Here is a 20,897-nt window from a genome sequence, read left to right on the forward strand (position 1 = left end):
ATGCAGGATGGTCACCAAAGTTCTTTGTAGTCTGGAAATAGCTTTAGTGTCGCATCGTAGCGCACCGGCACGATCCAGGGCAGCGCCAGCCTGAATATTGCATTTGCAAGGGCCGACGTGTGGCGCACGTATAGATCAATTGGATCGAGTCGGTGCCTCATATGCAGCTTCGGATCATAGTTTAGGCCGCTGCTGCGAAACCATTTATACCCTTTGCTGATCCCCCAACTGATCATGTCCCGAACGACATAGTGATAGAGATGCAGATCGAGTGCAACGGAGTAATCGAAGCCAACATACTCCGCGTACAGCGAGTCTCCTTGCACCATGCAAAGGCTGAAGGCCACCAGAGTGTTTCCGCGACGCCACGCGAAGAACCGGACCTTATCGCTCATTCGTTGGCCGATCTGACGGAAAAAATCCTTGGTGAGCTTCTCGAATTGCATCCTCGAGCGCTCAAATACCTGCAGATAGAGCGGATAAATCTCATCGACGAAACTTGCCGCGTCGTTGGTGACGCTCATGCGAATGTCTGATACGCCGGCTGTCGCCTCGAGCTTCTTGCGCAATTTCCTTCGCGTTGAGCTTTTCAGCGCCTTGACCATGTAGGTGCCGAAGCTGTCATATCCGATGTCGAGCATCGTCATCGGCATGCTCGGCGCGCGCGCGAAGCCGCATTGCACGAAGCGGTGAAGCACTTTGCGATAGCGAGAAGGAAATTCCTTCAGCACGATGAGTTGTGCGTTGAACGATTTCGCTTGCTTGACGATGCCCTTCGACAAGGTTTCCGCGACGATGTCAACAGGCAGAGCTTCAGTAGCTGCGAGGTGAGCCTCCCCGGCGGAACAACCAACCATCAAAGCGCGCAGTTTAAGGAAGCGCGGATAGAATCGTCGGAGGAGCGAAATCAAATAAGCTCGTTCAGCGCCGAGGCCTTCGAGAATATCCTGATCGACTAGGAAGAACGGTTGGATCGCTCGTGTGTGGCCTCTGCTATCAACAATTGCAAAATATCGGTGCTCGAAGGGACCCCGGAGAGTATCGTCCAGAATCTCGTAAAACCGATAATCTTTTCGCTGGTCGGTGAAAGTCGACGTCCAAGACGCGCACCCGGACAAATCGGCACGGGAAACAACGGAAATTGAGAACGATTCACGGCGTGCGCTGGAAGCGCCCGGACCAATAGCGCTCATCTCACTACTCCGCAGGGCCCCAGGAGTTCATAACCCCGCGCAGCGCTAATTATTTCCTGCCCATTTGGAAGGTGGGGAAGCTTTTGCCACCAACCAGTGATTGCGTGCTGCCTTACTCGGGAATGCTTAAGATGCCCTTCGAGGCGATAAAACCTAATTTGCATGTCAGAAAACTGTCGTATTTTTCACTTGAAAAACACGGATCCCTCCAGTCTTCTCATGGCCTTAGCCCGATTAGGCTGCAATGCCATGCGGCTAGCAGCCGATTCGCTTCGCAATGTTTATTTGTCAAACCTGACATTTCTTCCGATCATTCAGGTTGCGAGTATCCAAGACCGAAACAGAAAACCCTAGATCAAGGACTGCGCGCGACCGTTCGGCATGTCCCAAACATGCCAAAGGGCGACGTTGCACGCTGCCTCAAATGAAGGGGCGCGCCTCAGCGCATCAATTGAATTCCGCCACAAGCTTGTCGAACAGTATTGTCCCATCGGGATTAACGACGCGAAAGCTTGTCGCATTGTGCCTGTTATCGGTTGATCCCATCAAATAAACCGGCCAGCCGGTGCGAGGTCATTGAGAATAGCAGGCCTCGGTGACGGCACTTTTTCTGACGGCGAGACACGGAGCCCGCGATGAACGATCCTGATCGGCTTCCATGTCCGCTCCTGAGCGCATAACGGACCAAAGTCAGACATCGCGCCATGTCCGAAAAGTGCCACAAACGGACGCAGGCAGGCCGTAAATCTCGTTATTTCGCCGCTGGCGGTGATTGAGCGAGGGCCACAATCCCCGCGTTGGCGGGATATCCAGCAAAATGCAAAATATCTTCGTTCGTATATTTGGGGATTGCCAACATGTCGCCCAGAGGTGAAGTGTAGCCAACTCGATCGTTTATTTTAGGTTCTGAACCGATTGTCTCAGAGTATTCTGAAAAGAACCCGAGACAACCCCAGGGCTTGGTGTCAGAAAAGCCGCAGCCCATGTGCCACAAAATCGGCGGGATACGATACACGTGAAGACTCTGGTGAGTCCCAATGAGCTGACCATTGAAGAAAATTTCGATTGATTGCACGCTTATCGCGAACCGTTTCTGTTGTTCGGGAGCGCGCCGCACATAGAGCGGTGGATTAGTTGGCTTTTCTGCTCGAAGCAGCACACAGGGTGCTGTCACTTTAGTTAATAGACCCATTTGATAGTTATATTCAGCGGTTTCGATTGAAGCTGCCGCACCGTTTTTAGAGTTCTTTATGATCGCGCATTGGGACGCCGGAATAAGACGTGCCGATTCACTATGCGCATAATTATCTTGGAAATAAGCGACCGGAACTTTGTAGTGCGCAACGAACGATCCAAGGTCCCCCATAGAATCGAAGACCACTGACATCTTATCTGGATCGAAGTCGAGTGCTTTACCAACGTTTACCAGATTCATTTTGGCCGCTTCTTCTTCAATATCGCGAGCCTGACCGAAATAAGCCGTATAGTATGCACCGTACATGAGGATCGGCACGATCACGAACCGGCGAGATATCCGACCAATGGCAGCCTCTATGAGCAGCGAAAGAAGAAATGCATGGACGAGTAACGCGTAAAAGACGAAAGCGTCTATGGAAAAAAGGAGGAGTAACAAGCCGGGTAAAAGGCCGATGATGGGAATCGCCTGAAATAGAAGTAGCTCAGCGGCGGTTACGAATAGCCAGAAGGAAACTGACCGCGGACGACCGTGAATCGAAACAAAGACTAAGAAGCCAAAGGCAGTAACAACAGCCGCGAAAGGCGCTGCTACAGCAAATACCGCGTCGGTCATAGTCACTGCAGCAGCCCCTTAGCCCTGATCGGAACCATGCGGCACGGTCCGCGAGTTGAAGACCAGCCCGATGATAAATTTATCTCTGATCATCACTAAGTTGTGGGGGGCAATAACGTCAACCACCAGTGTTCCGAATGCTCAATTTTGAATGAAGCGGGTGCGACTTCCGGTTTGGGTCAAAAACGGTCCTGACGCCCTTGAAATAGGATTTCTGTTTTACCCCCGAAAGCAGACATCGGTCAGCTATGCTTCCGATTGCGATCTCATCGTCTGCTACGGTGGAGCGATTCGCTGCTGCGCTATCCGCATTCCCTGTCGATTAGAGGCTTAGGGTAATCCAGTTAGAAGCGCGGCTTCTAGCTTGGCTATCAATGGTCCGATACGCATGCTTTCCGAGTCTATCGCTTGATGCAGGAAAATTGCGGCATCAAAAACGCCCTGTTTGAATTGCAGCAACGAAGGCACGTGGTTCGCGATCTCAGCTTGCGAAAGGCGGTTGCCCAAAACAATACGGTCCGTCAACTTTCGCAGCTCATTGCAAAACCGTAGCGCCTGATCGAGCATCATAGCTCGAGACCTCTGCACTTCCACGCTCCCCCAAACAGGGCCAAGTTCACTTTTGTAAGTCTTGACCGTTTCGTTTAGATAATTATGCGGTCCCTCAACACTCAACACGATGTTGGCTGTGATTCCGCCAATCGGGTTCAGATCGGGTAACGCAGCAAGCGCGTTCACCATGATATCGATGGCCGATGTCAGATTATAGAGTGCTTCACGTTCCTTATGCAGATGCGAACTACGGGCAGAAAGTTGTTCGTAATACCGCTGCAACGTTTGAGAGCGACCAATCGCTAATTGTTTCCAGACCGGACGTGCTGCGATAAGAGCAGCGGCCAATGCAATCAAGGCGGCTGACAGCGTTTGCCAGTCTTTCAGAAGGTCGTACCAGCCGCGCGTAGTTGCATCAGAGAAAACCGGCCCAGCCAGCCCTATCCACGCAACCAGAACCGCCGCCAACATCAATGAGCTAAAGACAACTAGATGGCCGGGAGGACCGTTCATTCAGTCTAACTTTCGGGGGGCCTACCGACGCGCGGGGCGAATTGATGCAAACCTAGAGGGGAATAGGTAACTGTTCGCCACCTGATCCTTCGATAATCTCAATCACCTTGGTAATCTCTATCTGCTCTTCGATCATCGTTCCTTTGTCATCAAAAATATAAGTGAACCGGACCTTGCAACGCATGGCATCACCTGAATGCAAACCCTTCACTTTCCGGTTGTGAAATTTACTTAACCAATCTTCGTCGGTGATTTTTGCGAAAACCGGAAACTTTCCTCTGGCAAATTGCCACTTCGAATTTCCGACCATGTCGGGTTTGCGGATGGTCAGAATGATTTCGCCTTCGCTATGCTTTTCTGTCGTCGTCTTATCAAGCGGGATGATTTCGGACGGGTCCCAGGTTTTTGTTAAGTCCACGTCGTAGGTTTTGTGACCGGGGGCCTCCAGCATCAGCTTATCTTTTGGACCCAACAACCTCTTGCCGTCCTGCAGCGAGTCAAGAGCCGCTACCAGCTTCGCTTCGTCAATTTTCTTCAGAAGGCTGCTCAGTAAAACGCGAATTGACCCGGCCTTGATATCGTCCAAGACCATCACGGGCTGCAATCTGACATCGACCGATCCGGCGACAGCTTGGTCCAATTGTTCGAAGCCGTCGATTAACTCGCTGGCGGCGTCAAATATGCGCCGTGGATCTCCTTGGCCTTTCTTGAAGACAATTCGGAATGAAAAATCCGCAGGTGGTGGCGGCATTGGCGGGTCCCCCGAATCCTCGCAAGTAGTTATCCGTAGGATTTCACAACCTAGCGTATTTGCCTACGGTTGGTCTTGGGCACCGAACTTATGATTGCGGGAAATGGCGGACGTTGTTGAGGTGATCCAAACCTTCGAGGCCCTTAGACGACAAAACCCCACCTTGCGGTGGGGCTTTGCGTATTGACACTCGCGTCTCCAGTTGGGTTGCCCCAACTCAGGCTTTCGCCTGAAGTATCACAAACGACTCGGGCAAGCCCGGTGGTGTAGTCGTTTATGACTACCAGACCATATAAGGGCAGAATCTTACGAACAAGGGGTAAAACGCACCCCCGCGCCGCGCAAAAATCGTATGTCTATAGGGAACAAAAGGGGGGTAGGTGGGGCGAGTGTGGTGCTCGCCCCGATATTCTCTCCTCCAGAAAACTGGAGACGCGAGTGAGATTCGAACCCACAAGGGCCACCACAGCCCTGCCAAGGTTTTCAAGACCTGCCCGTTAACCGTTCCGGCATCGCGTCGGAGGTGAATGTAAGGCTCGATTCGCGAAGAGTCTATGATTCGCAACCGAAGCCCCGTTAATCCCCGTTGACGCCGGACAAAAACAGAACATTCTCTCAAAATTGGTCTGGTCAGGGATTTCTATATGGCTTCGGTCCCCGCCCCACAATCCGGCGCTGACCAGCTTGGGGCCGCCGCCGATCAAGCCATCGCGGCCTGCGGCGGTGATCCTCGCGAGGCCGTCAAGGCGCTGATCGTCGCGAACCATTTTCTGGAAACCGATCTGGAAAGCTGAAGGCGGCGGCCTCGATGGGTATGCGCGGGGGAAGCTGATCGAGGAAGCGAAGGAGCCGCCGCGTGATCGGAAGGATTGGTATGATTGAATGGAGCGGTCCCCCATGGCCGAGGTCACTTACTTTGTTGCTCTACCATTTGTCGCCACCGATGACGGCATTGCGGCTGGCGAGCCAATCGAATGCTTCAATCCAACTGCCGTGGTAATGAAAGCGGAAGCGCTATCGCGCAAGGATGGTCACGTCGGCGCGGTCGCGTTCATTCGATGAACAACCGTTGCAATCTCCCAGCAGAGTTTTTGAGCCAAAGGGTTGGACAGTTTTGTCGTAAGGGCGGGCGCGAGGTCCAGCTTATTCCGGCTGAAAGATCGAATCGCATCGCGCAAAAATCGTTGCGTATTCCCAATACGTTACGAGTATCATGATATGACGTGGGGGGGTGTGCACTCTTTTGCCGAGAGTGAACGGCTGCGGCACTAAACAGTAACCGCTTGAATTACTTGAAAATCTGGTTCTGGCAGAATTGTCCGTTGCCAGAATTTGACAACCGGTCCACTACTAAGGCTGACCATCGGATCGGTTGGGTCTCCCGAATTTTGAAGCTGGAGAACCAACCCTATGATCAAGCCCCCACGATTCGAAGTTAGGTTTCTCGGCGCTTACGTAAGCGGTGAGGGATTAGCGGGCATTGTCGGTGCCATCGTCGCAGTCTGCGCGATGCTCGCGCTCTACCGTTTAGTCGTTTTTGGAGACGTTGTCGGGGCGCTGTTGAACTGAGTATCCGAGAGGTGGGGCCGCAAAAATGGCACTGACAATCGCGGACTTGGTCGCCGAATACATGGCCGATCAAGATTCAACATTTCAAAGCCTCAGCTACAAGGTCCGTGTCAACAACGGTCGCTATCTTTCGCGAATTGCGAGGGAGCGAGGCGCTATGCTTGTCAGCGATATCAAGCGCCGAACGTTAATGCATTGGTACAGGCAATGGAGCAAAGAAGGTAAGCTGCCCACGGGACAGGCGTTTGTCGGGCAATTGCGATCCATTTTTCGGTATGGGTCTCTTTATCTGGAGAACGTCGACTGCCATCGTTTGTCGCTGATCCTAGACGGACTGAAACTCGAGGTCAGCAAAGCCAGAACAGTACGGATGACATCCGCACAGGCGGAGGATATCAGAAATACCGCGCGCGATGTATTTGGCCTCGATTCGATAGCCCTCGCGCAGGCATTTCAATTTGAGCTCTTGCTTAGACAAAAGGATGTTATCGGAGAGTGGATACCGGAGGCGGAAGCGCGTAACGCGGAAAAGATCATTTTAAATGGCCGCGCTTGGACCGCCGGTTTGCGCTGGGAAGAAATTGATGCAGACCTAATTCTAAGACATGCTACGAGCGCGCGAGAGCGCCATATCGAAGTGGACCTCAAGCGAGCGCCAATGGTCTTAAAGGAATTGGCATTGCTTGCTAACGTGCAAGTCCCAGCGCTCGAACGAACTCATTTACCGGCTTCTGGGCCGATCATTCTTTGTGAGCTAAATGCATGGCCTTGGTTTGGATTCAAGTTTCGCCGCAAGTGGCGGCACATCGCAGATCACGTCGGCGTTCCTAGAGATATTAAGAACATGGACAGTCGCGCTGGCGCTAAGGTCGTGAGGATCGCAGGTCGTGATATTCGGGTGTTTGAACGTCATCGGCCAGGCCAGCGTCATGCATAAGCTGATCTGGCAGCCGCTGCACCAGTGACCCCGCTCCGCGGCGCGAGTGCAAAACATCTCGTCGAAGGAGAGTTTCAACCCGTCGCGGAAGGATGCGCATTGGGGGCGCCGTAAGCTGGCGCGGGATCGATGATAATAATTCAACGGGAAAGAGCACGGCTCCGCAAGGGTTCAGTGGGGTCAAACGGAGCCGCGCTCCCCCGCATAAAACCGGAACGATGCAACTTGGGACCACCGCTCGGTAGAATGCAGAGGTGAACCTAATTCATCGTGTAGGGAGTGAATTTGATCTCGCACAATTGGTGCGGTGCGAACGTGCGACTGCCCAAATAAGGAAACGGCCTCACAGGGTACCAATCCAGTCACGAATCTGTGGATTGTCGCGCACCAGCGCAGTGATAGGTTTTTCGACAAGGCGCACATTGCCCGTGAGCGCTGACTCTCTTGATTGGGTTGGGCCCCGCCCTTGACCCCCCATCTCGAGGGCGGGGTTCTCCCCGTTAGGAACCACTTTCGCCATGTCCCCGTTATAGCAATTGGGCCACGTGAACCGAGAGTTCGTGGCCCGGTACGGTCCTGCCTTACAAGCCTCCCCTACAGCCCCAAGGCGGGACCGTGCTTTGATTCTGCCAGCTGGTGTCGCTTCCAGCCAAAAAAGCCCCCCTCATGGGCGGTTCCCTCCAAGGTTGGTTGGGATCCGGACCTATACCCTAGGATTGTGCCGCTGCGCCGTCCCAACAGACCGCCCACAGCGCCCCTACGCGGCCTCGTGGGTGCGGTTTCCATGGCAGGGTGGTAGGCACACCCTGGGGCCTTGCCGATTCCAACCCCTATTTTGGGCCGTTTCTGTCGCACCGGTTCCCGCCATGCAGACCGTTAGCCTGCCCTTAGTTTCTGGCCCGGCGATACTGCATAAAATCCATACATATCAACATGTTGGGCGGAATAACGTGGTTAATCCGGAGTTAACCGACCGCCCCGGGGCCGCGCTATGGCCCGTTCAGAAACACAGTGAAACAAAAATGCCGGCCCGGAATCGAAAAGGGCGGCCTTTCGAGCCGCCCTTTCGTAGTCTGAAGTCGATCGAGATCGACTATTCCGCCGCGAGCTTGAGGTCAGGTGCGGCCGCGCGGACATCGGCGTCGACCTGGGCTTCGAACTTCGCAAAATTCTTCTGGAACATGCCGACCAGCGCGCGCGCCGTTTTGTCGAACTCGGCTTTGTCCTGCCAGGTGTTGACGGGATCGAGGATCTCGCTCGGCACACCGGGCAGCGCGGCCGGGACCGCGAAGCCGAAATACTTGTCGGTGCGGAAGTCGACATTGCGCAGCGAACCGTCGAGCGCCGCGGTCAGCAGCGCGCGGGTCACCTTGATCGGCATCCGGGAGCCGGTGCCGTATTTGCCGCCGGTCCAGCCGGTATTGACCAGCCAGCAATCGACATTGTGCCGGGCGATCAGCTCGCGCAGCATGTTGCCATAGACCGAGGGATCGAGCGGCAAAAACGGCGAGCCGAAGCAGGTCGAGAATTCCGGCTGCGGTTCGTTGCCGAGCCCGCGCTCGGTGCCCGCTACCTTGGCGGTGTAACCCGACAGGAAGTGGTACATCGCCTGCGCCGGGGTCAGCTTGGCGATCGGCGGCAGCACGCCGAACGCATCCGCCGCCAGCATCACCACGTTCTTCGGGTGGCCGGCGCGGCCGGTGCGCGAGGCGTTGGGAATGAAATCGAGCGGATAGGCCGAACGGGTGTTCTCGGTTTTCGAGCCGTCGTCGAAATCCGGCACGCGGGTATCCTCGTCGAGCACCACGTTCTCCAGCACCGCACCGAAGCGCTTGCTGGCGGCATGGATTTCAGGCTCGGCCTCTTTCGACAGCTTGATGCATTTGGCGTAGCAGCCGCCCTCGAAATTGAAGACGCCATCGGCGCCCCAGCCGTGCTCGTCGTCGCCGATCAGCGTGCGCTTCGGGTCGGCCGACAGCGTGGTCTTGCCGGTGCCCGACAGTCCGAAGAAGATGGCGCTGTCGCCCTTGGGCCCGACATTGGCCGAGCAGTGCATCGGCATCACGCCCCTGGCGGGCAGATAATAGTTCAGCGTGGTGAACACGCTCTTCTTCATCTCGCCGGCATAATAAGACCCGCCGATCAGGACGATCTTGCGGGCGAAATCGATCGCGACCACGTTCTCCGAGCGCACGCCATGGCGTTTGGGATCGGCGCGGAAGCTCGGGATGTCGATGATGGTGAGTTCCGGCACGAAGGTCGACAGCTCGACCGTTTGCGGCCGGATCAAAAGCGTGCGGATGAACAGCGAGTGCCAGGCGAGTTCGGTGAACACGCGGGTCTTGATCTGGAAGCTCGGATCGGCGCCGCCGTAAAGATCCTGCGCGAACAGCGTCATGCCTTCGGCGTGCTTGAGGAAGTCCTGATAGAGCACCTCGAACTGTTCGGATGTGATCGACTGGTTGCCGGCCCACCACATCTTCTCGGTAGAGGCGTCGCGGACCGTGAACTTGTCCTTCGGGCTGCGGCCGGTGAAGTCGCCGGTATCGGCGCATAACGCGCCGTCGGCGGACAGCACCGCCTCTCCGGCCGAAAGCGAATACTGGTAGAGCTGCGGGGCTCCGAGATTCCAGTGCACCCGCTTGAGATTTTTTAAACCAAATTTGTCGGCGCCGAAGGCACCGTTGCGCATACCCGTCTCTTGCACCGAAGAACCTCCTCGAACCCGCGTCTCTCGATCACGCGAACGCTGCTAAACGCGCTGCTGCCGCGGTGACCGTCGTTGATCATAGCCTTGCGACCCCGGTCCGGCGACCTAATACTGATGAACGCCGGGCTTGCCAAGCCGATCCCGTGAGATTTGGTTTATTCCAGGACCGGTACGGATACGGCGCAAAAGCCTGCTGCACCGCACGGCCTTATCGAGGGGCTTCTGATCGTTGCGGAGGCGTTGCGGCGCGACAATCGGCCGCTATTTTGGTCACACTCGGCCATGCGGCTTGTTGCGTCGCAACAATTAACCTTCAATGACGCGCCGCGCCGTCGCCGACCAGGGCAAACGGTCCCCAGAAAGCGGGATAGGCGTTTTTGGGCGATGAAGTATCGTTGAGGTAGAACAGCATCGCCTGCCGCAACGCCTCGGCGCGGCCGATCTTCGGATCGACCTTAAGACGGTCGAAGGTCGCGATCGTCAGCTTTGTCGCAGCTTCCGAATCCACCGCCCAGTGCGAGACCAGGAGCGCGCGGGCGCCGGCGTAAATGAACGAGCGCGCCAGGCCCGACAAGGCTTCCGCCCCGGGTTTGTCGCCGGCAATAGTATTGCAGGCCGACAACACCACCCAGTCAGCGTTGAGTTTCAGTTGCGCGACTTCGCTCGAGGTCAGCAGACCGTCATCGAGTTCGGACGGCTGCCTTGGAATGCTCAGCGCCAGCGACGGCTCTGCGAGGCCCTTGACGTCGCCTGCCAGCAGGCCATGGGTGGCGAAATAGATGATGCCGTAATCGGCGAGGGCGAGACGCTTGACGGTGGTCTCGTTGGCGTCGGCGCCGAGATGAATGTCGGCGGCGGCCACACCGAGGTCGCTCGCAACGCCCTTCAATTCGTCGGCCGTATCCGGCAATGGCGGCAGCGCTTGCGCCAGTCTCGCACGATCGACACCGATCCCCTGCCAGAAGTCGGTATAGGCCGACGTCACCACCGACCGGGACGCGGATTTTGTTGCCCCGGCGGCGCGGTTGTCCCCGCCGCCATCCTGCAGCGGGTTGAACAAGGGATCGCCGAAGCCGGTCATCGGCTTGGTCGCGTGCTCACTGCGCGCAAACGCCCGCAGCGCCTTCAGGCTTGCGACCGACGGCAACACCGACACCGCCTGACGCTTGACCAGCCAGGCGGCATCGCGGTAGCCCGCGAATGTTTCGGGGATCGCGGCGGCAGGCTTCTCCGTCACCAGGAGATGAAACGGCAGCGCCGTCAGCGCGCCTGAAGGCGCCACCAGGAGACTGCGCTTGTCCTTGACCAGCGTCTCGACCGGACCCAGCAGCGTGACGTACAGCTCATTGGCCAGCGCCAGATTGAACAGGCCGGACTTGCCGGAGGCATCGCGGGCTTTACCGATATCCAGACCGCGGCGAAACGCAGCGACCTTCTGCGACAAGGCTTCGGCGCCAAGCGGCAGCGGCTTCCAGTCGAAGCGCTCGCGCGTCAGCGCAATGACATAGCTCTCCTTGTCGACCACCGAAAACAGCACCATGGCCTCATCGACCGACAAAAGCGCCTGGATCTCCGCAACCTTCATCGGCAGCGGATTCGACAGCGCGGCGTAATTGGGGAATTCGGCGGCGAATGTCTTTTGCAAGCCCGCGCGTTCGGCGGAAATGGCGGCAAGCCGGTCCCGGTTGCGGCTCTCGGCCGCCGCATCGCGCCTCGATCTCTCCCTGGAGACCGCGCCAATGATCGACTTGTCCAGCGCGTCGGCCTCGGTGGCGAGATCCTGATCCCGCCGCACGAGCTCGGCGAGGCGATCGCTTCCGGCGGCAAGGCGAACCGCGAGCTTGTTCACGGCGGACGCCGCCGACGACTGGGCGCCGTGCTGGACCACATTGAGCGCATCGTCCAGCGCCTTCTCGCTGGAGACGGATCGCCCGTTCTGCGCGGCAAACAGCACCGGGAGCGCCACGCGCGGCTGTGCACGCCCGCTTCCGATCATTCGCTCCACGATCGGCAACGCGTCGGCGTTGCGTCCCTCGCCTTGATAGAGGAACGCCAGGTTGTTGAGCGATATTGCAAGGTCGGGATGATCGGGACCGAGCGCCGCCTCGCGGATCGCGGCCGCCCGCTGGTAGAGCGGTTCGGCATCCCTAAGGCGGCCCTGCCGTTCGTACAGGTCCGCCAGATTGTTCAGCGATCTCGCCACGTCGGGATGGTCCCGCCCGAGCACTTTTTCGCGGATCAAGAGCGACCGCCGGATCTCCGGCTCGGCCTCCGCATAGCGGCCCTGAACCTTGGCGACCTGGCCGAGATTGTTCAGGAGCGTCGCGACCTCGGGATGCTCCGGACCGGCCGCCTTCTCGTAGATGGCAAGCGCCCGCTTGAACAGCGGCTCGGACTCCGCATGGCGGTCCAGCTTATCGTAGAGCGTCGCCAGATTGTTGAGCGATTGTCCGACGTCGGGATGATCGCGGCCAAGCGACTGCTCGCGAATCGCCAGCGCGCGTTTGAACAATGGCTCGGCCTCGCCAAAGCGTTCCTGCCGCTGGCACAAAGCGGCGAGGTTGTTCAATTCGGTCGCAACGGCCGGCGAATTGAGGCCGCCGATCTTTTCCTGGATCGCGATGGCGCGCTTGTACAGAGGCTCGGCCTCGGCGTCGCGTCCCACGTCCGCATAAAGCAGCGCCAGATTGTTCAGCGCGCCCGCGACATCGCCGTTGAAGGGACCGTATTTCTTTTCCAGGCTTTCGAGCTGGCCCTGCGCCAGCGGAATCGCTTCGGCATATTTGCCGGCCCGGCTGAGTTCGGCGATCCTGGCGCTCAGCGCCGCCACCTCACCCTTTTGCGCCGATGACGGCGCGCTCAAGCCGGCGTTGGTCGCCAGCGCCAGAGCCGCCACCAGGGCCCATCGGCTACCGGATTTCATCTTGTGCTCGCCTCGCCCTTGCCTCTGGCGCGGGCGGGCATCGGCTATGGCTTCGCCCGCGCCTCATCCGCCAGCCTGACCAGCATCTTCCGCAGTTCCCCCGGGCTGGTCACGCGTTCCGGGAAATCCAGCCGCAACGTCTTACTGCCGGCCTGCAGGTCGATCCCGTCGGGATCGCAGCCGGTGCAGCGCCAGTCCGCGGCCTCAGCGCCGAGCAGCCTCGTCGCATAGAGGTTAGTCGCCTCACGATGATCGGCGTTCATGTGGTCGATGGCGCCCTGCTCGGCCTGCAGCAGCGCAGCCGCATCGGAAATCTCGGTCAGGAACCGATCGGGCTTCAGATCGACGATCCGCCCGAACCCGGCTACCAGATGGGTGCCGGTCGGCCGTAACAGGAAGAATGAAAAATCCATAAAGTTTACAAAGGCTTCCGCGGACGGATGGGCGTTGAGGTAGCGCCGGCGCGCGATCTCCAGATCGCTGCCGTCGGCCTCCTCGGCCCGGCCTGACAACATGATCCGCGCGCCTTCCAGCGGGTCGCCCTCGGCCCGCTCGTCCAGCATCAGGGAGACCCTGGGATCGCCGAGGATATTTTTGGTGTGCACGGCGAGGCGCGAAATCAGCAGGATCGGCGAGCCATCGGCATGGCTTGCGACATTGACCAGCGAGCAATAGGGGTCCCCGCTGCCGGCCATCAGGGTGGCCAACGCTCCTTGGCGGCAGCGGCGCAACAGCGAGCGGGCCAACCGGGACGCGTCGAAATCAGGGGTGGGCTGCATCGGTCATCTCGCCGTCTGTTTGCAATATGGGCCTTTTCTGGGCAAAACTGGTAGTTATATAGGTGGGAACCCTGGGGTCGGCTCGGACGTTTTGCGGAACTCGGTCACACTTCAGCCCAGCTTGCATTGCTCGTTGACCAGGTTCGAAGCTCACTTGTACGGCGCATCACCGATTCGCTCGCCGTTTCAGTCACCTCGTACCAGTATCTGAAAGCAGGCTCATGCCCACAATCGCCTTGGTCGACGACGACCGCAACATTCTCACATCCGTCTCGATCGCGCTCGAAGCCGAAGGCTATCGCATCATGACCTACACGGATGGAGCTTCCGCGCTCGACGGCTTCCGGACCTCACCGCCGGACCTGGCCATCCTCGACATCAAGATGCCGCGCATGGACGGCATGGAGACGTTGCGGCGGCTGCGGCAGAAATCCGATCTGCCGGTGATCTTCCTCACCTCCAAAGACGAGGAGATCGACGAATTGTTCGGTCTCAAAATGGGCGCCGACGATTTCATCCGCAAACCGTTTTCGCAGCGCCTGCTGGTCGAGCGCGTGAAGGCCGTGCTGCGCCGTTCGGCGCCGAAGGATCCCAGCGCCGCACCGAAGGAGACCGACGCCAAGGCGCTGGACCGCGGGTTGCTGCGGATGGATCCGGAACGTCATACCTGCACCTGGAAGAACGAGCCCGTGACCTTGACGGTCACCGAGTTTCTGATCCTGCAGGCGCTGGCGACGCGGCCCGGCGTGGTGAAGAGCCGCAACGCGCTGATGGACGCGGCCTATGACGACCAAGTCTACGTCGACGATCGCACCATCGACAGCCACATCAAGCGGCTGCGCAAGAAGTTCAAGGTCGTGGACGACGATTTCGAGATGATCGAAACCCTGTACGGCGTCGGCTACCGCTTCAAGGAAACCTGATTGTCACTCGCCGACGGGCTGATTGTTAACTGACGCCGACGCCTGTCTGGGGTAGGATAGGGGCAAAGCGTCTTCCAAGGGCGCCATCGAAAACAACCGGCAGTTTTGGCCATTGCTCGATCGAACGCAGCCTGATCCAAACCTGAATGCGGAGGGTGTCTCGGCGTCCCTCGCACTCGATGGCGTTGCCATGGACAGCCCTCCGGTGCGGGGCTGGCAGCGGCTGCTCGGCTGGCTGCGCCGCGCCGGCCAGTTCTTCTTTGCGCTCAGCTTCTCCAGCCTCACCCGCCGCATCGTTTCGCTCAATCTCGCCGGCCTGGTGGCGCTGGTTGCGAGCATTTTGTACCTCTCGCAGTTCCGCGCCGGCCTGATCGACGCGCGGGCCGAGAATCTGCTGTCGACGGGCGAAGTCATCGCGCGCGCCATTGCCGCGACGGGGACCACCGAAACCAACGCGCTCACCATCGACCCGGATCGTCTGATCGATCTGAAACCTGGCGAAAGTTACGGCCCGTCCGACGATGCCTTGTCCGGTCTCGATTTTTCGATCAATCCCGAACGCATCGCGCCGGTACTGCGCGGACTGATCTCGCCGACGAAGACCCGCGCCCGCATCTACGATCGCGACGGCGTGCTGATCCTCGACAGCCGCAGCCTGTATGGCCGCGGCGACGTCATGCGCTTCGAGTTGGCCCCGCCCTCGACCGGCGCGCCCGGAATGGCCGAGCGCGCGATGATCGCGATTCGCACCTGGCTCAATCGCGGCGATCTGCCCCTCTACCGCGAACTCGGGCCGGAGAACGGCAAGGGTTACACCGAGGTTTCCCGCGCGCTCGACGGCATCAAAGGCTCCATGGTTCGCATCAACGACCGCGGAGAAGTCATTGTCTCCGTGGCGGTGCCGGTGCAGCACTTTCGGGCGGTCAATGGCGTCTTGCTGCTGTCGACGCAGGGCGGCGATATCGACCAGATGGTGACCGCGGAGCGGCTTGCCATCCTGAAGATCTTCGCCGTCGCCGCCGTGGTGATGATCGCGCTGTCGCTGCTGCTGGCGAGCACCATTGCGGGTCCCGTCCGCCGGCTCGCCGACAGCGCCGAACGCGTCCGCCGCCGCATCCGCACCCGCGTCGAGATCCCCGATTTCACCCGCCGCCGCGACGAGATCGGGCATCTCTCCGGCGCGCTGCGCGACATGACGGAATCGCTCTACAACCGCATCGAGGCGATCGAGATGTTCGCCGCCGACGTCGCCCATGAACTGAAGAACCCGCTGACCTCGCTGCGCTCGGCGGTCGAAACCCTGCCGCTGGCGCGCAACGAGAACAGCCGCTCGCGGCTGCTCTCGGTGATCGAGCACGACGTCAAGCGGCTCGACCGGCTGATCTCGGATATTTCCGATGCGAGCCGGCTCGATGCCGAACTGCAGCGGCAGGACATGACGTCGGTCGATCTTCGCCGCCTGCTCAACGCGCTGACGACGGTCGCCAACGAAACCAGGCGCGGCAACAACATCGCCGTCGTGGTGCGCTTCGAAGGGAAAGGCGCCAACGATAGCTTCTCGGTGCCGGGCCACGATTCACGGCTCGGACAGGTGATCTCCAATCTGCTCTCCAATGCGCAGTCGTTTTCCGAAGCCAGCGGCAAGGTGCGGATCGTCTGCCGCCGACTGCGATCGGAAATCGAGATCGTGGTCGATGACGACGGGCCGGGTATTCGCGACGACGCGCTGGAACGGATCTTCGAGCGCTTCTACACCGACCGGCCGCATCAGGGCTTTGGACAGAATTCCGGATTGGGGCTGTCGATCTCGAAGCAGATCATCGAGGCGCATGGCGGACGCATCTGGGCTGAGAATCGGTCCGGCCCCGTCAACGCCGATGGGGAAGCAACGGTCGCGGGCGCGCGCTTCGTGGTCAGGCTGCCGGTGCCATGACCGATACAGCAGGCGCCAGTGTGCACGCTTCCGCGGTAAAGGTGGGACATCGCGCGGTGCTGATCCGCGGGGCTTCAGGGACCGGCAAATCGCGCCTTGCCTTCGACCTGATCCTGGCCGGACGCGCCGGACAGATTCCGCCAGCCGTGCTGGTCGGCGACGACCGCGTCCATCTCAGGGCGAGCCAGGGACAGTTAACGGTCCACCCGGCGCGCGAATTGGCCGGGCTGATCGAAATTCGCGGGCTGGGGATTCGCCGTTGCGACTTTGTCGAGGACGCTATTGTCGGCCTGGTGGTCGATCTGGCCGCTCCTGACGCGGAACGGATGCCGCCACCCGAGGCGTTTCAGACGCAAATTTCGGGTACCAAAATACCCCGAATTCCCATAGGATTGGGCTTCGCGGCGTTCCCGCTCGTTATCGCCGCACTGACCATGACCGCGAGTTCACCTTGTTCACAACCTTCGGCCGATTGTTCGAAGGGGATTGGTAACCATATAACCCCCACTATCGCCACGGAATAACCGGCGCAGGCTCCCCCTCTACCGCTAATTTTCCGGGAGAATCGCGAAGAACCCCTCTTGCGCGGGGGCTCTGGATGGTCAAAGTGGCGCGTTCGTGCGGTGCACCAAAAGGCACCCGCGAGGAGTTTCCGATGATTGGTCTAGTACTTGTGACCCATGGGCGCCTTGCCGACGAGTTCAAGGCGGCGCTCGAACATGTAATGGGTCCGCAAAAGCAAATCGAAGCCGTCACGATCGGAGCCGAGGACGACGCCGATCTATGTCGAAGCGACATCATCGAGGCGGTTAACCGCGTCGACTCGGGCGATGGCGTGGCCATCCTCACCGACATGTTCGGCGGCACGCCGTCGAATCTCGCGATCTCCTGCATGAGCCGTCCGAAGGTGGAAGTGCTCGCAGGCATCAATCTTCCGATGCTGGTCAAGCTTGCGAAGGTTCGCGAAGAGCGTTCGCTGCCCGACGCCATCGCGATGGCTCAGGAAGCCGGCCGCAAATACGTCACCATCGCCAGCCGGGTCCTCGCCGGCAAATGAGCGACGACGACGCCCCGCTGCCTGCAAACGAGGCCGGGCCGAGTGTCCCCGCGGGCGCGCTGTCCCGCGAACTTCCCATCATCAACAAGCGCGGCCTGCACGCGCGCGCATCCGCGAAATTCGTTCAGATGGTCGAGCGCTTCAACGCCGAGGTCTGGGTCACCAAGGGTGGCGAGACCGTTGGCGGCACCTCGATCATGGGACTGATGATGCTGTCGGCGGGTCCAGGAACTTCGATCGTCGTCTCCGCGATCGGCCCCGAGGCACAATCCGCCATCGACGCCATCACCGAACTCGTCGCCGGCAAATTCAACGAAGAAGGCACGTGAGAGATTGCGGGCTTCATCCTTCGAGACGCGGGCAAGAGCGCGCTCCTCAGGTCTTATACCAGCCTTCGGAAGGTCTGACTCTTTTTGAAAAGCTGGCGCCGGCGTGATTCATTTATGACCGACTGGATTGATTCGGGAGGTCGGCGATGGGCGGGCGGTCGGTCTACGGGAGGATTTCGAGGCGGATGAGCTGCGTCGGCTCGCGGCGAAGGTGAAGGATGCCGCGCAGGCGCGACGGCTGCTGGCGCTGGCGGCGATTCGCGACGGGATGAACCGCACCGAGGCGGCCCGGATCGGCGGCATGGACCGGCAGACGCTGCGGGACTGGGCGCACCGCTTCAACCAGTACGGGCCTGACGGTCTGATCGACATCAAGCCGACCGGGCGGCCGTCGAAGCTCTCCGACGAGCAGAAAGATGCATTGAAGCAGCTCGTCGAGACCGGCCCCGACCCGGAGAAGGATGGGGTCGTACGCTGGCGCTGCGTCGACCTGAAGCGTGTTCTCGGACAGCGTTTCGGTGTCGATCTGTCGGAGGTGAGCCTGGGGCGCGCGCTCAAGAAGCTCGGCTTCTCGCACATCAGCGCCCGGCCGCGCCATCCCGTGCAGGATCCGGAGACGATCGCGGCATTTAAAAAAACTTTCCTACGCAGGTCGCGGCGATCGTGACCAAACTCGCCCCGGAAACGCCGATTGAGGTCTGGTTCCAGGACGAGATGCGGGTCGGCCAGAAGAACAGCCTCGTCTACCAATGGGCCAAGAAGGGATCACGGCCGCGGCAGCCCAAGGATCAGCGCTACGAGAACGCCTATGTGTTCGGCGCCGTCTGTGCGAGCCGCGACACCGGCGTCGCCCTCATCATGCCGCAAGCCGACACCGAGGCTATGCAGGCGCATCTCGACGCCATCGGCAAGGCCGTCGCGCCCGGCGCGCATGCGCTGCTGATCCTCGACAAGGCCGGATGGCACACGACGCGCAAACTAAAGCCACCTGCCAATGTCACCCTCGTGCCGCTGCCACCCGCCTGTCCGGAGCTCAACGCAGCCGAGAACATCTGGCAGTATCTGCGACAGACCTATCTCGCCAACCGTGTGTTCGCGTCCTACACCGATATCCTCGACGCCTGCCAAAACGCCTGGCGAAAACTTCTCGCCGAAACCGGGCGCATCACCTCGATCGCGGCCCGCGACTGGGCCATCATCAGTCAGCCCTTCTGAAGGCTGGTATTAGATCCTCATGGTGAGGAGCAGCGCGGCGGGTCTCGAACCATGATGCCTGAGCTGCTCGATCAAGTCTTCTACTTCGCCGGTGGCACGATGTAGACGTTCCAGGTAATCGCCGGACCGGAACGGCCCTGGAAAAAGCGCTGCGTGGTGACGGTGAGACGCTCTGCGTTGGCGGCGTTCGCTGCCATCCACGCGGTGCAGACCGGCAGCCGCCCGTCCGACGTATCGCAGATGCCGATAAAGCCGAGCCGCCTGGCCTCCTCCAGCGACGTCAGCCCCGACGACCACAGTTCACCCGGGGTGAGCGGCGCCGGATGATCGGGGCTATAGAAGGTCATGGGCTCGCCGATCTCCGTGGTGCCGGCGACCACGGCCCATCTTGTGGCGAAGCGATCGTGCCAGGCCTGGGTCAATTCACGGGCGAGTTGCGACCGATCGCCGTAGCCTGAAGCGCCATTGGGATTCGCCGCCATTTCGCGGACGGCGATGGCGGGCGAACCGGCCAGCGTGGCGAGCGTGACGACGAGCCAAATTGCGCAGATGTTGAATAGCGCCCGTTTTTGCGAGCGGAGCTGGGGTATCGCGACCAGCGCCAGGGGCGTCAGAAAGAACAGCGAGATGCCCCAATCGGTTTTCATATAAACTTCGAAGATCAGGCCGCCGAGCGGCGGCCCGATCGCGACCACGACCTGGATGATCCAGATGTTGAGCGCCTGCGATCGATTAACGCCCGGATTCGGCCCGCGCGACCACGGGCGTGTCACCAGCGCCAGCGGGGTCTTCCACCACGGCGGCAGCAACGCCAGCGCCAGCAGCGCCAGCGCCACGGGCGCCAGCAGCAGCGCCAGATTGTGGCCGACATAACCGAGCACAAGCTGCGCGCTCTGGGCGCGGTCCGACAGGCCGTAGACGTCGCCGGCATAGGTCAGCGGCACGAAGTCGACTTCCCTCAGCCAGACCAGATGCGGGATCATGGCGACGACGAGGGTCAGGATCGCGACCCACGGCGCCGGCGAGCCCAAGAATTTCAGCCGGTCGGGATGAACCAGCGCGGCGATCCCGATGGCGCCGATCATGGTCAGCACCCAGTATTTTGTCATCAAGGCTAACGCACCGGCGAGACCGAGCCACAGGCCCGATCTCACGCTGCGTTTTTCGAACGCATTCAGATAGGCCAGCACCACCAGCGGCAGGGTCACGAGTTGCAGGAGATCGGGGTTATATTTGAAGCCCTTGAAGTTGAAGATCGGATAGAGCGCGAGCATCACCACGACGAAGAAGGCGCGGCGCCGATCCACGACACGCAGCGCGATCCGCCAACAGACCACCAGCCCGCAGCCGAGCGTCGCCATCGCCAGCGCATAGGTCGCCCAGTCGGTGACCGGAAACATCTTGAACCAGAGACCGGCCACCCAGCCCGACAGCGGCGGATGCTTGCCGTAGCCGAACTGGAATTTCTGGCCCCAGGCGAACGCTTCCGCGACGTCCATATGGACGTCCTGGGCCGCCTTCAGATTGATCAGGATGAAGGTCCAGAGCACGGCATGGGCGATCGCAAAGCCGATCACCAGCCGCCAACCGGCGACGGGATCGCCGGCGCAAGCCGCCAGCCACGCCGCCAGCCGCCGCACCGAGGGCCTGCGGCGCGCGCGCGAAGCGGCGGGCAAAAATGACGCAACTGTCATGGCCTGTGC

At 59.8% G+C, this 20,897-nt stretch carries 17 protein-coding genes and 1 tRNA gene; 9 read left to right on the top strand and 9 right to left on the bottom strand.

Features of this window, described 5'->3' with window-relative positions:
- Positions 1-11: 11 nt before the first annotated feature.
- The 5 genes from B5525_RS07135 to B5525_RS07155 all read right to left on the bottom strand — a co-directional run bounded on the left by B5525_RS07135 (position 12) and on the right by B5525_RS07155 (position 5,338).
- Complete coding sequence (locus B5525_RS07135) at positions 12-1,193, bottom strand: GNAT family N-acetyltransferase (RefSeq protein ID WP_079565372.1); 1,182 nt, start codon at positions 1,191-1,193, stop codon at positions 12-14.
- A gap of 751 nt (positions 1,194-1,944) precedes the next feature.
- Positions 1,945-3,003, bottom strand: coding sequence for a hypothetical protein (locus tag B5525_RS07140; RefSeq protein WP_079565373.1), 1,059 nt, complete (start codon positions 3,001-3,003; stop codon positions 1,945-1,947).
- A gap of 330 nt (positions 3,004-3,333) precedes the next feature.
- Positions 3,334-4,068, bottom strand: a complete 735-nt coding sequence (locus tag B5525_RS07145; RefSeq protein ID WP_154073118.1) for a hypothetical protein — start codon at positions 4,066-4,068, stop codon at positions 3,334-3,336.
- A 52-nt stretch (positions 4,069-4,120) separates the two neighbouring features.
- Entirely contained in the window at positions 4,121-4,819 is a 699-nt protein-coding gene (locus B5525_RS07150; protein ID WP_079565375.1) for a hypothetical protein, read from the bottom strand.
- Between the two features lie 427 nt (positions 4,820-5,246).
- A tRNA-Ser gene (locus B5525_RS07155) sits at positions 5,247-5,338 on the bottom strand.
- Between the two features lie 125 nt (positions 5,339-5,463).
- Here B5525_RS07155 and B5525_RS47470 point away from each other — a divergent pair.
- The 3 genes from B5525_RS47470 to B5525_RS07170 all read left to right on the top strand — a co-directional run bounded on the left by B5525_RS47470 (position 5,464) and on the right by B5525_RS07170 (position 7,325).
- Positions 5,464-5,613: a hypothetical protein gene (locus tag B5525_RS47470; protein ID WP_338075266.1), complete on the top strand. Its 150-nt coding sequence runs from the start codon at positions 5,464-5,466 to the stop codon at positions 5,611-5,613.
- 103 nt (positions 5,614-5,716) lie between these two features.
- Positions 5,717-5,881, top strand: a complete 165-nt coding sequence (locus tag B5525_RS07165) for a hypothetical protein (RefSeq protein ID WP_154073119.1) — start codon at positions 5,717-5,719, stop codon at positions 5,879-5,881.
- 532 nt (positions 5,882-6,413) lie between these two features.
- Complete coding sequence (locus B5525_RS07170; RefSeq protein ID WP_079565377.1) at positions 6,414-7,325, top strand: hypothetical protein; 912 nt, start codon at positions 6,414-6,416, stop codon at positions 7,323-7,325.
- A 1,093-nt stretch (positions 7,326-8,418) separates the two neighbouring features.
- On the opposite strand, the gene B5525_RS07175 is transcribed toward B5525_RS07170, so the two are convergent.
- From B5525_RS07175 to B5525_RS07185, 3 genes are all read right to left on the bottom strand, one after another.
- Positions 8,419-10,032, bottom strand: coding sequence for a phosphoenolpyruvate carboxykinase (locus B5525_RS07175; RefSeq protein WP_079565378.1), 1,614 nt, complete (start codon positions 10,030-10,032; stop codon positions 8,419-8,421).
- Between the two features lie 316 nt (positions 10,033-10,348).
- A complete protein-coding gene (locus B5525_RS07180) occupies positions 10,349-12,958 on the bottom strand; it encodes a CHAT domain-containing tetratricopeptide repeat protein (protein WP_079565379.1) in 2,610 nt (869 codons plus the stop codon).
- 44 nt (positions 12,959-13,002) lie between these two features.
- Positions 13,003-13,737: a HugZ family protein gene (locus B5525_RS07185; protein WP_079565380.1), complete on the bottom strand. Its 735-nt coding sequence runs from the start codon at positions 13,735-13,737 to the stop codon at positions 13,003-13,005.
- A 221-nt stretch (positions 13,738-13,958) separates the two neighbouring features.
- Here B5525_RS07185 and B5525_RS07190 point away from each other — a divergent pair, with 221 nt between their 5' ends.
- From B5525_RS07190 to B5525_RS07215, 6 genes are all read left to right on the top strand, one after another.
- On the top strand, positions 13,959-14,660 hold the full coding sequence (locus B5525_RS07190) for a response regulator transcription factor (RefSeq protein WP_079565381.1): 702 nt from the start codon (positions 13,959-13,961) through the stop codon (positions 14,658-14,660).
- A gap of 112 nt (positions 14,661-14,772) precedes the next feature.
- Positions 14,773-16,593: a sensor histidine kinase gene (locus B5525_RS07195; RefSeq protein ID WP_079565382.1), complete on the top strand. Its 1,821-nt coding sequence runs from the start codon at positions 14,773-14,775 to the stop codon at positions 16,591-16,593.
- A complete protein-coding gene (locus B5525_RS07200) occupies positions 16,590-17,117 on the top strand; it encodes an HPr kinase/phosphorylase (protein ID WP_079565383.1) in 528 nt (175 codons plus the stop codon). The genes B5525_RS07195 and B5525_RS07200 overlap by 4 nt, the downstream gene beginning before the upstream one ends.
- A 131-nt stretch (positions 17,118-17,248) precedes the next feature.
- Entirely contained in the window at positions 17,249-17,650 is a 402-nt protein-coding gene (locus B5525_RS07205; protein WP_079573044.1) for a PTS sugar transporter subunit IIA, read from the top strand.
- Entirely contained in the window at positions 17,647-17,979 is a 333-nt protein-coding gene (locus B5525_RS07210) for an HPr family phosphocarrier protein (protein WP_079565384.1), read from the top strand. Before B5525_RS07205 ends, B5525_RS07210 begins: the two co-directional genes overlap by 4 nt.
- A gap of 130 nt (positions 17,980-18,109) precedes the next feature.
- A protein-coding gene (locus B5525_RS07215) for an IS630 family transposase (protein ID WP_425305293.1) occupies positions 18,110-19,194 on the top strand; the annotation gives its coding sequence in 2 pieces (ribosomal slippage) (positions 18,110-18,611 and positions 18,611-19,194; 1,086 coding nt in all).
- Between the two features lie 80 nt (positions 19,195-19,274).
- Here B5525_RS07215 and B5525_RS07220 read toward each other — a convergent pair.
- Positions 19,275-20,888, bottom strand: a complete 1,614-nt coding sequence (locus tag B5525_RS07220) for a glycosyltransferase family 39 protein (protein WP_079565385.1) — start codon at positions 20,886-20,888, stop codon at positions 19,275-19,277.
- Between the last annotated feature and the right edge of the window lie 9 nt (positions 20,889-20,897).

The organism is Bradyrhizobium erythrophlei, from assembly GCF_900129505.1.
GTDB lineage: Bacteria > Pseudomonadota > Alphaproteobacteria > Rhizobiales > Xanthobacteraceae > Bradyrhizobium > Bradyrhizobium erythrophlei_D.

Coding starts and splice junctions, on each gene's coding strand:
- B5525_RS07135 (WP_079565372.1), bottom strand. CDS start 1,193: ATGAGCGCTATTGGTCCGGGCGCTTCCAGCGCACGCCGTGAATCGTTC.
- B5525_RS07200 (WP_079565383.1), top strand. CDS start 16,590: ATGACCGATACAGCAGGCGCCAGTGTGCACGCTTCCGCGGTAAAGGTG.
- B5525_RS07145 (WP_154073118.1), bottom strand. CDS start 4,068: ATGAACGGTCCTCCCGGCCATCTAGTTGTCTTTAGCTCATTGATGTTG.
- B5525_RS07165 (WP_154073119.1), top strand. CDS start 5,717: ATGGCCGAGGTCACTTACTTTGTTGCTCTACCATTTGTCGCCACCGAT.
- B5525_RS07180 (WP_079565379.1), bottom strand. CDS start 12,958: ATGAAATCCGGTAGCCGATGGGCCCTGGTGGCGGCTCTGGCGCTGGCG.
- B5525_RS07170 (WP_079565377.1), top strand. CDS start 6,414: ATGGCACTGACAATCGCGGACTTGGTCGCCGAATACATGGCCGATCAA.
- B5525_RS07185 (WP_079565380.1), bottom strand. CDS start 13,737: ATGCAGCCCACCCCTGATTTCGACGCGTCCCGGTTGGCCCGCTCGCTG.
- B5525_RS07220 (WP_079565385.1), bottom strand. CDS start 20,888: ATGACAGTTGCGTCATTTTTGCCCGCCGCTTCGCGCGCGCGCCGCAGG.
- B5525_RS47470 (WP_338075266.1), top strand. CDS start 5,464: ATGGCTTCGGTCCCCGCCCCACAATCCGGCGCTGACCAGCTTGGGGCC.
- B5525_RS07190 (WP_079565381.1), top strand. CDS start 13,959: ATGCCCACAATCGCCTTGGTCGACGACGACCGCAACATTCTCACATCC.
- B5525_RS07205 (WP_079573044.1), top strand. CDS start 17,249: ATGATTGGTCTAGTACTTGTGACCCATGGGCGCCTTGCCGACGAGTTC.
- B5525_RS07140 (WP_079565373.1), bottom strand. CDS start 3,003: ATGACCGACGCGGTATTTGCTGTAGCAGCGCCTTTCGCGGCTGTTGTT.
- B5525_RS07150 (WP_079565375.1), bottom strand. CDS start 4,819: ATGCCGCCACCACCTGCGGATTTTTCATTCCGAATTGTCTTCAAGAAA.
- B5525_RS07210 (WP_079565384.1), top strand. CDS start 17,647: ATGAGCGACGACGACGCCCCGCTGCCTGCAAACGAGGCCGGGCCGAGT.